The organism is Acidisphaera sp. S103, from assembly GCF_009765975.1.
Lineage (GTDB): Bacteria > Pseudomonadota > Alphaproteobacteria > Acetobacterales > Acetobacteraceae > Rhodopila.
In genome coordinates, this window is the sequence record NZ_LMUJ01000048.1 from 111,234 (window position 1) to 122,440 (window position 11,207).

Consider the following 11,207-nt stretch of genomic DNA (forward strand, 5'->3'; position numbering starts at 1 on the left):
CGCATGTGGCGGCAACACCAGCGTCATGATTCGGTGGCAACGGTCATCGGCCGGCGCGCGATGCTGTTGGCCGGGGCGGTCGTCCTGCCGCGTTCGGCATCCGCCGACTTGCCTGTGCCGCACGGTGGTACGCTCGCGTTCCGGCTGATCCGCCATGGCACCGAAATCGGCCGTCACACGCTGACCTTCGTACCGAAAGGCGGCACGCTGACGGTGCATATTGCCGTGGATGCGCTCGTCACCCTGCTGTCGATTCCGATCGTCCGTTACAGCCACCACGTCACCGAAGTTTGGCAGGATGGGATGCTGGCCGGTCTGACTGGCGAAACCAACAAGAACGGTCAGCATGAATGGGTGAACGCCCGGCGTGGTCCGGAAGGCCTTGTGGTTCTCGGCAGTAAAACCGAGCGGTATGTCGCCCCGGAACCGGCGGGCAGCACGAGCTATTGGAACAAGCGCCTGCTGGACGGGCCGATGATCAGCCTGGAAGATGGTGTCCTGCTGCGTCCCAAGGTCGTGGAGGAGCACGCTGAAAACATCCCGTTGGCATCCGGCCGTACCATCCCGGCCGACCATTATAACCTGAGCGGCGCATTCAGGGTCGATCTGTGGTACGACGAGACCGATACCTGGGCGAGCCTCGGTTTGCCGGCCGCCGACGGCTCCTACGTCTATTACGAGCGTCTGTGATCGCTTTGTGACGCTCGACACATTCCTGATCGTGCATGGCAGCGCGCTGATCCTGCCGCTGGCGGTGATCGAAGGCCCGATCGTTACGATCGTTACAGGATTTCTGTCGGCGCAGGGCTATTTCAACTGGTATTGGGCGCTGCCCTTGCTGATGTGCGGCGATGTGATCGGCGATATCGGCTACTACTGGGTCGGACGCGCCGGCGTGGGGCCGCTTGGCCGCCTCGGCCGGCTGTTTGGTGTTCGTGACGCTCTGGCTCCGGCGCTGCAACGCGATCTTGCACGCCAAGCCACAAGGATGTGGCTGATCGGCAAGTGGACGCATACCATGGGCGGTGTCGTGCTTGTCGGCAGCGGCATGCTGCGGCTGCCATTATCACGTTTCATCCTGGTCAATCTGCTGGCGACCATACCTAAAAGCGCGGTGCTGTTTGGTGCCGGCTTCTTTTTCGGCGACCACTACCCGTTTCTGGAACGCCACATCGTTGCGAGCATCGTTGCGCTGGGCATCATTGGTGCGAGTTCCATCGTGCTGACCCTCAGGCGCCCCAACGGCATCGGGGCCGGTCCATGAGGATCGCCATGTTCACCGACTACTTCTTCCCCGAGCTCGGTGGCATCCAGGATTCGATCGCCACTATCAGCCGTTCATTGGGTAGCCGGGGCCATCAGGTGGACATCTACGCGCCACGCTACGCCGGACCGGATTACCGCCGCATCGGCGTACCGATACGCGAACGGGACCTGGGCGAGAATGTCCGCGTGCGCCGCCGCCCCTCGCTGCCGTTTCCCAGCTCGACCCGCCAGTCGCGCGCGGCGCTGCCTTCGCCGATCGCCCCGGCGCTGCTTGCGGTGCGGGGAAAGCCCGATGTGATCCATACGCATTCGTTCTTCGGTATCGGGCTGGAGGCCCTGCTGAACGGCGCCGTCCTCGGTATCCCGGTCATCGGCACCAATCACACGACGATTGCTGGTTTTGGCCCGCATATCTCTATCAGCGTCAGGCGCGCGAGCGCCTATGTCACATGGTTTCATAACCGCTGCGACCATGTCACGGCACCGTCACAATCGGTCTTCGCCGAACTCGGCATGGCCAAACTGCGCCTGCCGCATCAGGTGATTTCCAACCCGATCGACACAAGGCTGTTCACGCCGGTGCATCCCGACGAACGCGCGGCCCTGCGTGCTCAACGCGGCCTGACCGTTCCGACCATCACCTACGCCGGCCGTCTAGGGCCAGAGAAGAATATCGAGGTGCTGTTGCATGCGATGGCGGTCCTGCGAGGCCATGGTGTCGATGCCGAACTGATAATCGCTGGACATGGCTCCCACGAACCGATACTGCGAATGTTGGCGGCGGAACTGGGAATCGACCGGCAGGTCAGGTTCCTTGGCACGCTGGCGCAAGAAGATCTGGCAGAACTATTACGGATTAGTGACACCTTCGCGATCATGAGCACAAGCGAGACTCAAAGCATGGTACTATTGCAGGCGATGGCCTCGGGGATTCCCGTCGTCGCCGCCGACAGCAGGGCATTGCCGGAGTTTGTCAGTCCCGCGAACGGTGTGCTGGTGGACCCACATGATCCGGTGACGCTGGCGCGGGTGCTCGCGGACATCCTGGCGTCGCCGGAACGCCGGCGAACCATGGGTTCGGCCGGCCGGGAAACCGCTGAAAGATACGGAATCGACTCCGTTACCGACCGGTGGGAAGCACTCTACCAATCGGCACTGCAAAGGAATCCAGCCGAATGAACCAGCATGTGGCGATCAGTTTCGTTGTGCCGGCCTACAACGAAGAAAAAAACCTGTCCCGGACACTGACCGCGATCGTCGATGAAATCAAACGTTCGGGGTGCTTGGCGGAAGTCATCGTCGTCAACAATGCAAGCACCGACAATACGGGGGAAGTTGCTGCATCATTCCCCGAGGTCATCGTTGTCCACGAACCCATCAAGGGCCTCGTCCAGGCTCGTCGAGCCGGCTTTCAACGTGCCACCGGCGCGCTGGTCGCGAATGTCGATGCCGATACGATCGTCACCCCCGGCTGGCTGAACCGCGTGCTTCAGGAGTTCCGGCGCCATCCCGGTCTGGTCGCACTCAGCGGCCCCTATATCTATTACGACGTGCCCAAAAGAACCCGAGCGGCGGTGCGGGCCTTCTACGTCATGGGATACGGGTTCTACATGCTGAACCGCTTCGTCCTCCGCGTCGGTTCGATGCTGCAAGGCGGCAATTTCGTCGTCCGCCGTTCGGCACTGGAGGAGATCGGCGGCTACAATCCGCTGTTCAGCTTCTATGGTGAGGATACCGACCTCGCGCGCCGGCTGCATGCCGTGGGCGCGGTGAAATTCACCTTCCGACTGCCGGCGCTGTCATCCGGACGCCGCTTGCTGGAGGAGGGGCTGCTGCGGATCGGCCTGCGCTACTCGATGAACTTCGTCTGGGCAACGTTCTTGCGCCGCCCGTTCACCGAAGAATGGATCGACGTCCGGCTCTGACCGCTCGCGGGCACTGTCGCGGCTTCCTTGCCATTGGCCGATTGAATGTGATCTGCTGAATCGCATCAGAAAATCGGATGACTGGGTTGCACGGCTCGCTGCGGGATATCAGGCTTTTCGTATCCGTTTACGAAGAACGCTCCTTCACCCTCGCGGCGCAGCGGGAAAATGCGACGCAATCCGGTGTTTCCCAGCATGTCCGCAACCTGGAAACCGCGTTCGGCGTGCCACTGTTCATCCGCGACGAGGGACGCATCGTGCCGACTCCGGCGGGCGACGCTTACTACCGGCGGGCGATCGAGGTGTTGCGGGCGCACGATGCCGCCGGTCGCGTGGTTGGGACGTATGCCAACGGGCTGGATGGCCAGATTGTCGTCGGATTGATGCCGACCATGACGCGATGCACGCTGGCCCCCGCGCTGGCGCGTTTCGTGGCGGCGCATCCCAACGTCAACGTCCATGTCACCGAGGGCTACAGCGCCGCCCTGACCCAGATGGTCAGAGCAGGCGACGTCGATTTTGCTATTGTGCCGGCCTTCGCCGGTGCCGCGGGGCTGAAAAGTCGGTTGTTGCTGCGCACGCCCGAATTGCTGGTGTCGGCCGCCGGCGGTCCGCACGATGGGCAGGCTGGCCGCCTGATTGACCGGGCACCGTTGAAGCTGGTGCTACCGAGCCGCGTGAACACGAGGCGAGGGACACTGGAAACCTATTGCGCCGCGGTGGGGGCCGAAATCACTCGCATTGTCGAGTTGGACTCCATGTTCGGGACGCTGGATTTCGTCGGCCGCGGCGATTGGCTCACCATCCTGCCGGCGCTGATGATGGAGGCTGGCTCGACCCAGGGCTTTAGCGTGAACCCGGTCGTCGATCCGCCCTTGTCGCTCGACCTTGTGCTGATCGAGCCGGCTCGGCGGACGCTCGCCCCCGCCGCGGCACTGTTCCTGGGAATGCTGGAGCAGGAGGCAAGGCGTATTTCCGTCGTGTGGGAAGCAGCCTATCAGGAAAGCTGATACCCTTTCGGCAAACTTATGATTCAGGGCCTCCTGCCTGTCGCTTTATAGCGTCCGTTCGGTTTCGTGGCGGCCGTGACAGCGGCGCATTGCCGCGGAAACATGAGGGGACGACGATGAAGCTGGGCTTCTTCACCATGCCGATCCATCCGCTGGGCAAAGATTGGCGGCAAAGCCTGCGGGAGGACCGCGAAGCCTTCATTCTCGCCGACGAATTGAGCTACGTCGAAGGCCTGTGCGGTGAGCACGTCACCGACCGCGCGGAGAACATCACGTCCTGCACCATGTTCATCGCGACGCTGGCGAGTGCGACGAAGCAGATCCGCCTGGGCACCGGCACGGTCAACATGCCGAACATCCACCCCGCGGCGGTCGCCGGCCAGATCGCCATGCTGGATCACCTGCTGGACGGCCGGTTCATCTTCGGTATCAGCCCTGGCGGATTGCTGTCCGACGCCGAGGTCTTCGGCACGCTGGACAACAACCGTCCCGAGATGTTCCTTGAAGGCATCGAGATGGTGCTGGCGATCTGGGCGGGCGAGGCGCCGTACAACCTGGAAGGCAAATACTGGAAAGTCTCCACCGCCCGTACGCTGATGCCGGAAATCGGGCAGGGCTATATCGCCAAACCGTTGCAACAACCACATCCGCCGATCGTCGTCACCGCCGTATCGCCGCATTCCAACAGCGTGTCCCAGGCCGCTGCGCGCGGATGGGATGTGATCTCGGCCAATTTCCTGCTGCCGCAGTGGGTGAAGACGCATTGGCCTAAATACCAGGAAGGCTGTGCCACCACCCCCCGGGTCGCCGATCCCGCCGACTGGCGCGTCGCCAAAAGCCTGTGCGTGGCCGACGATCTGGCCACGGCCCGTCGCTACGCGACCGATCCGGATAGTCCGTACCGGCAATACTACAACTCGCTGTATACCAAGCTGAAGAAGAACGGCCGGCTGATCCTGTTCAAGACTCACGCGGAACAGCAGGACGATGAGGTCACGCTGGATTATGTTTGCGAGAAACTGGTCATCTGGGGCACGCCGGACAAGGTTGCCGACGACATCCTGGCCTTCCAGGCGCAGGTCGGCGACTTCGGCACGCTGCTTTACGCGGGCAAGGACTGGGCGGATCCGATGCTCGGCCGTCGCTCTATGATCCTGATGGCGGAGCAGGTGCTGCCACGGGTCAACGCCGCGATCGGGCCGCGTGCTGCGGTGGGCTGAGGCGACCGGATCAGAAAATCCCCGCCGCCATGCCGTTCGCCAGTGCCGCTCCGATGTCCCGGCAGGAAGTCAGGTCTGCCGGACTGATGATCTTTGGCGCCAGGATTGCCTCCGGTGTCTGTGCGTGCGTGCATACGATCAGTGGGGCGGCGACGGCACGTAGACGCCAGCCGGTGGCGATGCGGGCGATCTGCCGCACTGCGTTTTCCCCATCGCTGCCGGCGCAGACCAGGGTGGCATACGGCCGGCCGTTGATTCGGTCCAACGCCGGATAGTAGGTCCGGTCGAAGAAATCCTTCATCCGGCCCGCCATCGCCGCCAGATTCTCCGGAGTCGCGAAGATGTAGCCGTCGGCGCCAACCACATCCGCCGGTTCGGTATCCGGGGCCGCCTGCAGGCGCGCCGCCACCTCCGGCACGCCGGATGCCCCCTCCGCTGCCGCCTCGGCCATCTGACGTGTTCCCCCGGTCAGGGAATGGAACACGATCAGAAGCGTCTTCATCCCATCAGGCGTATGCCGGCCGCCGGCGTGTCATGGCGCTAATGACCGCCAGGGCGATCAGGTTCAGCACCAGCGCGACGATGCCGATATTAAGGTCGCGCAACGTCGCCGGCAGCCCCGGGAACAGCCCGGCGATACTCGTATGGGTCAACGAGGTGGCGGCGACGGTGGCGACGCCCACGAAGATGCCGGCGATGGCGCCTTCCTTGGTTACCGGATTATGCGGTAGCAGGCAGGCGATCAGGGTCGGGAAAAGCTGCGTGACGAAGCTGTAGCCCATCAGCAGCAGGGCCACGATCGTGCTGCCGCCGCGCAACGTGAAGATCACCGCTACCAGCGCGACCACGGGCACCAGCATCCTGGCCACCCACGATACTGTCGCGTCGGCTGCCTGTGGGTGGAAAGCCCGGAATATATTGTTCGCCAGCAGCGTCGCCGCGGAGATCAGGATCATCGAGCCCGGCACCAGCGCCGTCAGCACGCCCGCCGCGCCGATCACGCCGACGAACCATGGATCGAACGTCTGCACCGACAGACGCAACAGCGAAAGGTCGATCTCTGGCCCCTTCAGGCCGGGCACTTTGAGGATCGCGGCGAAGCCGACGAAGAACACGAACAGCAGGATGAGCTGATATACCGGCATCATCGCGGCATTGCGACGGAAGACCCGTTCATCCTTGGCGGTGAACAGCGAGCCGAACGAATGCGGCCACATGTAAAAGCCCAGGGCGGTGAGCAGAACGGTTGAATCGAACCAGGCGATGCTCTCGCCTTTTGCCGGCAACGCCAGGAATCCTGGCTTGGCCGCGTCGACCGCCGAGAACATCGCGCTGTAGCCGCCGTAGTAATGGATCGGCAGATAAATCCCGAGGAACAAAACCACCGCCAGGATCAGGGTGTCCTTCACCACCGCCGTCCAGGCCGAGCCGCGAACCCCCGACACCATGACATATGTCGTGACGACGGCGGCGCCGATCCAGATCGCCACCGTCGGCGAAATTGACCCGTACGCGGCGGCGCCGACGATGACTCCAAGCCCTTTGAGTTGCAGCACCAGATAGGGAATCAGCGCGACAATGCCGACCAGCGCGACCAGCAGGCCAAGCGCGGGGCTATCGTATTTATGAGCGAAGAAGTCGGGTTGCGCGATCAGCCGATGCTGCTTGGCATACCGCCAGATCGGAGGCAGCAGCCAGTAGGAGATGATGTATGCCAGGCAGCCGTAGGACAGGATATAGAATACCGGTCCGCCGTGGCCGTAGGCGTAGCCGCTGCCGCCGAGGAAGGTGAACGTCGTATAAATCTCGCCGGCCATCAGGACGAAGACCAGGATGGTGCCGAAGCCCCGGCCGCCGACGGTCCATTGTTCCAGGTCCATCACCGTGCCGCGCCGGGCGACCAGCCCGAGGCACAGCACCCCGACGATGGTGGCCACGATGATGATGAGGGCGCTCATACGCGTGGTTCCCCGCTGTCGCGGTTGGCGGGATCGAAGCGATAGACGATCGCCATGATGACCGCGGTCAGGACGACCCAGAGAACGATCCAGGCCAGGATAAGGGGCATTCCCATGACCAGGGGCTGCACCTGGTTGAGCAGTGGAACGCCCACCAGGATGCCCAGGAAGGGCAGCACAGCCAAATATTTGACGAACGACATCGCCTCTCCTGTTCCCCGACGGACGCTTGCGCACCGGTATCGCGTGCAACGGTTCTGATTGTGCGCAGACCATAACGACACGTGTGCCGTGTGTCACGGGCGGGTTCGGACCTTTTCCACGGTCACGCCGTGAGGCATGCTGCGACCGAACCTTCAGGAGGACGACCGATGCCACCAATCGTCGCGGTAATCGCCCCGGGCATGATGGGAAGCGCCGTCGCCAAACGACTGACCGCGTCCGGCGTGACGGTGCGGACGTCGCTGACCGGCCGCTCCGCCGCCACCGCCGAGCGCGCCAAGGCGGCGGGAATGACCGATGCCTCGGATGCCGGGCTGGCCGAGGCGGATTTCATCCTGTCGATCGTCCCTCCGGGCGAAGCGCTGGCCCTGGCGGAACGGCTGGCGCCGGCGTTGCGCGCGGCCAATCGCAAACCGATCTATATCGACTGCAACGCGGTCAGCCCCGGGACTGTCGTGCGCATCGATCGCGTGGTGCGGGAAGCCGGTGCGCGCTTTGTCGATGGCGGCATCATTGGGCCGCCCCCCGCCGTCGATTCCAGCAAGACGCGCATCTATCTGTCGGGGCCGGATGCGGAGAAGGTTACGGTCCTGCAGCAGTACGGGCTCTCGACGCCGGTGCAGCCAGGACCTGTGGGTGCCGCCTCGGCGATGAAGATGTCCTATGCCGGCATCACCAAGGGGTTCACCGCGTTGGGTGCCACCATGATGCTTGCCGCCGCCCGGGCGGGGACGGCGGATGCGCTGGTGGCGGAAATGACGGTCAGCCAGCCGGCGTTGCTGAAATGGCTGACGACCCAGATGCCCAGGATGCACAGCAAAGCCTATCGCTGGGTCGCCGAAATGGAGGAAATCGCCGCGTTCGTCGGCGAGGATCATCCCGGGGCGGGCTTCTACCAATCCGCCGCTCGGCTTTATGAGGAGATTGCCGCCGATTTCGAAGGACCGCGAGTGGAGACGGCGGCGCTGGATGCGTTCTGCGAGAAGGCAAAGGCGGGGTAGCCGCGATGGGCGGCCACTCGACCGCCCACCGACCGGCCTGCGACCGCTACTAATCCCGTGCGCGCTTCGGGAACTGCATGCAGATCAAGTCTGCGCCCCCGGGCCCGGCGACCAAACACGCCGCCGGATCTTCCGGTGCCACGAACACGCACGACTGAACCGGCAGCAGCGCGCCGCCAGCCACGGCCGCCGATCCCGCCGACACCAGCCAGAACTGGCCTCCACCGCTGGATGGCTCCGGGCCGACGACCGAACCGCCATTCGGAACCATATACCGCCACGTCCCCAGCCCATCGGCCGTTTCGGCAATCACCGCTTCCCCAGCCGGAGCTTCCAGTGCGCACAGTTCCCGCTCCGTCAACGGCGGCAGTGGCCCGCACGTTGCCTCCCGGTGCTGGTAGCGCGCCCGAGCCTCGCGCAACTGCCGGCGATGCTCCGGCATGTAGCGTGCGCCCGGGTCCCATGCGTTGCGCAGCGTGAACCAGGACACGCCTTCCTCTGCCGCCACGATCGGCCCGTAGGCGGAGTAAGCGTCGGTGTAATGCACCGCCACGCTGGCGACATCATGGACGCCCAGCCGGCCGGATCCCTGCACGATCACCTGATACTGATCCGCCTGGTGGAAATGCGGATGCACGACTGCGCCAGCTTCCTTCTCCACCAGGAACGCCATCGGATACAAACCCTCGGACGACGGAATCGCATCGCCTTCCTTCAAGATTCCGCGGTTCTTACCGATGAATGTGGTGTTCCAGCCATTGGGCGTTCTGCGCCGGGATGTGCTGTGGGCGACGACGCTGTCAGCGGTCAGGATCATGGTCCGATCTCCTTTGGCGATCAGCGTAACCGCGATCTGTTCACCTGCCAACTTTCCGCTGATAGACACAATGTGAGAATCACAGGAAGGAGACGGCCCCGTGGCGTACAGCCCATTCGATCTGACCGGCAAAACAGCCCTGGTCACCGGCGGCAACAGCGGCATCGGCCTGGGGATGGCACTGGCGATGGCGCAGGCCGGCGCCGATATCGCCATCTGGGGCACCAATGCCGCCAAGAACGCCGCGGCGGTGGCCACGCTGGAACCGACCGGCCGGAAAATCCTGGCGTTGGAATGCGACGTTGGCGATGAAGCGGCGGTCGAGGCCGCGTTCACCCGCACGCTGGAAACATTTGGCCGGGTCGACGGATGTTTCGCCAATGCCGGAGTCTCCGGCCGTGGCGGGCATACGTTCCTGGAAATGACCAGTGCCGAATGGCACCGAGTCACGCGCGTCAACCTGGATGGCGCCTTCTACACCTTCCGTACCGCCGCCAGGCACATGGTCGAACGCGGTGGCGGCGGCGTCCTGGTCGGCACGGCGTCGCTGGCGGCGATCGAGGCTGCCCCGCGCAGCGAGCACTACGCCGCGACGAAGGGCGGCATGATCTCCATGGTCAAGGCCATGGCCGTGGAGTTCGCCCGGTACGGCGTGCGGGCGCATTCGATCCTGCCGGGATGGATCGAAACGAACATGACCGCGAACGCGGTGCAGACAGATGGTTTCAAGACGAAGGTACTGCCGCGGGTGCCGATGCGCCGCTGGGGCGACGGCGACGATTTCGGCGGCATCGCGGTCTACCTGATGAGCTCGGCATCGAAATATCATACCGGCGATACGTTCGTGATCGATGGCGGCTATTCGTTGTTTTAGAGGTTCAAATACACGGGTCCAGGGCGGGCCCTGGACCCCGGTCGAACGCTGGGCGGTCCCGCCCTACGCGGCCCGGACTTCACCCACAAGCCGAACCAGTTGTTCGGACAGTCCCTGCGATTGTGCCGACAAATCGCTGGCTGCGCCCAGCACATGCCCCGCCGCCTCTCCGGCCGAGGACACCGCTTTGCTCGCACCGGTGATCCGCTCCGATACCTCCAGCGTGCCTGATGCCACCTGCCTTACGTTGCGGCTGATCTCCTGCGTCGCGGCCCCTTGTTGCTCGACCGCCGCGGCGATGCCGCTACTCAGTTGGCTGATCTCGTTGATCGTCGCGCCGATACTGGCGATCGCGGTCACCGCATCTCGCGTCGCCAGTTGAATCTGGCCAATCTGTGCCGCGATCTCATCCGTCGCCTTCGCCGTCTGGGTCGCGAGGCTTTTGACCTCACTGGCGACCACGGCGAAACCTTTGCCGGCGTCCCCGGCGCGTGCCGCCTCGATCGTGGCGTTCAGCGCCAGAAGGTTAGTTTGGCCGGCAATGCCGCTGATCACCTGAACGATGTTGCCGATCTTCGTCGCGGTCTGCGCCAGCGCCTGTACCAACCCGTCGGTACGGTGGGCCTCCTCGACGGCACGAATGGCGATCGTTGAGGACTTGGCCACCTGACCACTGATTTCATTGACGGAACTGGCCAGTTGCTCGGTCGCCGCCGCAACCATCTCGACGTTGGCCGCGGTGCGATCGACCAGCGTCTTGGCGGAGACGGCCTGCTGATCCGCTTGGTCGGTGGCGCCGCGCATTTGATCCGCCGTCGCCGTCAGGCGCGTGGACGCCGAGGCCAACGAGTCGGCCACCGCGCCAAGTTGCGCCTGCAACCGGTCGGCGACCTCATTGGCGGTTCGCCGCCGTG

The 11,207-nt window shown here is 64.0% G+C and carries 13 protein-coding genes; 8 read left to right on the forward strand and 5 right to left on the reverse strand.

Annotation, left to right across the window (positions count from 1 at the left end; all coding sequences use genetic code 11):
* Window positions 1-3 precede the first annotated feature (3 nt).
* From GSQ89_RS13060 to GSQ89_RS13085, 6 genes are all read left to right on the forward strand, one after another.
* Window positions 4-690, forward strand: a complete 687-nt coding sequence (locus GSQ89_RS13060) for a DUF6134 family protein (protein ID WP_158925748.1) — start codon at window positions 4-6, stop codon at window positions 688-690.
* 7 nt (window positions 691-697) lie between these two features.
* Entirely contained in the window at window positions 698-1,264 is a 567-nt protein-coding gene (locus GSQ89_RS13065) for a DedA family protein (RefSeq protein WP_158925749.1), read from the forward strand.
* Between the two features lie 8 nt (window positions 1,265-1,272).
* On the forward strand, window positions 1,273-2,445 hold the full coding sequence (locus tag GSQ89_RS13070) for a glycosyltransferase (protein WP_158925750.1): 1,173 nt from the start codon (window positions 1,273-1,275) through the stop codon (window positions 2,443-2,445).
* Window positions 2,442-3,191, forward strand: coding sequence for a glycosyltransferase family 2 protein (locus tag GSQ89_RS13075; protein ID WP_254073191.1), 750 nt, complete (start codon window positions 2,442-2,444; stop codon window positions 3,189-3,191). Before GSQ89_RS13070 ends, GSQ89_RS13075 begins: the two co-directional genes overlap by 4 nt.
* A 77-nt stretch (window positions 3,192-3,268) precedes the next feature.
* Window positions 3,269-4,201 carry a LysR family transcriptional regulator gene (locus GSQ89_RS13080; protein WP_158925751.1) on the forward strand — a complete coding sequence of 311 codons (933 nt, stop codon included), beginning with the start codon at window positions 3,269-3,271 and terminating at the stop codon, window positions 4,199-4,201.
* Window positions 4,202-4,317: 116 nt separating this feature from the next.
* Complete coding sequence (locus GSQ89_RS13085) at window positions 4,318-5,421, forward strand: LLM class flavin-dependent oxidoreductase (protein ID WP_158925753.1); 1,104 nt, start codon at window positions 4,318-4,320, stop codon at window positions 5,419-5,421.
* A gap of 10 nt (window positions 5,422-5,431) precedes the next feature.
* On the opposite strand, the gene GSQ89_RS13090 is transcribed toward GSQ89_RS13085, so the two are convergent.
* Genes GSQ89_RS13090 through GSQ89_RS13100 form a run of 3 tightly spaced genes read right to left on the reverse strand, consistent with a single transcriptional unit; the run spans window position 5,432 to window position 7,582 of the window.
* Complete coding sequence (locus GSQ89_RS13090) at window positions 5,432-5,923, reverse strand: NAD(P)H-dependent oxidoreductase (protein ID WP_158925755.1); 492 nt, start codon at window positions 5,921-5,923, stop codon at window positions 5,432-5,434.
* A 4-nt stretch (window positions 5,924-5,927) separates the two neighbouring features.
* Window positions 5,928-7,379, reverse strand: a complete 1,452-nt coding sequence (locus GSQ89_RS13095; protein WP_158925757.1) for a sodium:solute symporter — start codon at window positions 7,377-7,379, stop codon at window positions 5,928-5,930.
* Complete coding sequence (locus GSQ89_RS13100) at window positions 7,376-7,582, reverse strand: DUF3311 domain-containing protein (RefSeq protein WP_158925759.1); 207 nt, start codon at window positions 7,580-7,582, stop codon at window positions 7,376-7,378. The genes GSQ89_RS13095 and GSQ89_RS13100 overlap by 4 nt, the downstream gene beginning before the upstream one ends.
* 168 nt (window positions 7,583-7,750) lie before the next feature.
* On the opposite strand from GSQ89_RS13100, the gene GSQ89_RS13105 reads away from it, so the two are divergent.
* Complete coding sequence (locus GSQ89_RS13105; RefSeq protein WP_158925761.1) at window positions 7,751-8,602, forward strand: NAD(P)-dependent oxidoreductase; 852 nt, start codon at window positions 7,751-7,753, stop codon at window positions 8,600-8,602.
* A gap of 49 nt (window positions 8,603-8,651) precedes the next feature.
* On the opposite strand, the gene GSQ89_RS13110 is transcribed toward GSQ89_RS13105, so the two are convergent.
* Window positions 8,652-9,419 (reverse strand): hypothetical protein, encoded by a 768-nt coding sequence (locus GSQ89_RS13110; RefSeq protein ID WP_158925763.1) that lies wholly within the window; start codon window positions 9,417-9,419, stop codon window positions 8,652-8,654.
* Window positions 9,420-9,519: 100 nt separating this feature from the next.
* Here GSQ89_RS13110 and GSQ89_RS13115 point away from each other — a divergent pair, with 100 nt between their 5' ends.
* Window positions 9,520-10,293 (forward strand): SDR family NAD(P)-dependent oxidoreductase, encoded by a 774-nt coding sequence (locus GSQ89_RS13115; protein ID WP_158925765.1) that lies wholly within the window; start codon window positions 9,520-9,522, stop codon window positions 10,291-10,293.
* Between the two features lie 63 nt (window positions 10,294-10,356).
* Here the strand turns inward: GSQ89_RS13115 and GSQ89_RS13120 are convergent.
* On the reverse strand, window positions 10,357-11,207 hold an 851-nt coding region (locus GSQ89_RS13120), incomplete at its 5' end, for a methyl-accepting chemotaxis protein (RefSeq protein ID WP_254073192.1).

Excerpts from the sequence above, each read along its gene's own strand:
- GSQ89_RS13060 (WP_158925748.1), top strand. The coding sequence starts at position 4 with ATGTGGCGGCAACACCAGCGTCATGATTCGGTGGCAACGGTCATCGGC.
- GSQ89_RS13070 (WP_158925750.1), top strand. The coding sequence starts at position 1,273 with ATGTTCACCGACTACTTCTTCCCCGAGCTCGGTGGCATCCAGGATTCG.
- GSQ89_RS13075 (WP_254073191.1), top strand. The coding sequence starts at position 2,442 with ATGAACCAGCATGTGGCGATCAGTTTCGTTGTGCCGGCCTACAACGAA.
- GSQ89_RS13080 (WP_158925751.1), top strand. The coding sequence starts at position 3,269 with ATGACTGGGTTGCACGGCTCGCTGCGGGATATCAGGCTTTTCGTATCC.
- GSQ89_RS13085 (WP_158925753.1), top strand. The coding sequence starts at position 4,318 with ATGAAGCTGGGCTTCTTCACCATGCCGATCCATCCGCTGGGCAAAGAT.
- GSQ89_RS13090 (WP_158925755.1), bottom strand. The coding sequence starts at position 5,923 with ATGAAGACGCTTCTGATCGTGTTCCATTCCCTGACCGGGGGAACACGT.
- GSQ89_RS13095 (WP_158925757.1), bottom strand. The coding sequence starts at position 7,379 with ATGAGCGCCCTCATCATCATCGTGGCCACCATCGTCGGGGTGCTGTGC.
- GSQ89_RS13100 (WP_158925759.1), bottom strand. The coding sequence starts at position 7,582 with ATGTCGTTCGTCAAATATTTGGCTGTGCTGCCCTTCCTGGGCATCCTG.
- GSQ89_RS13105 (WP_158925761.1), top strand. The coding sequence starts at position 7,751 with ATGCCACCAATCGTCGCGGTAATCGCCCCGGGCATGATGGGAAGCGCC.
- GSQ89_RS13110 (WP_158925763.1), bottom strand. The coding sequence starts at position 9,419 with ATGATCCTGACCGCTGACAGCGTCGTCGCCCACAGCACATCCCGGCGC.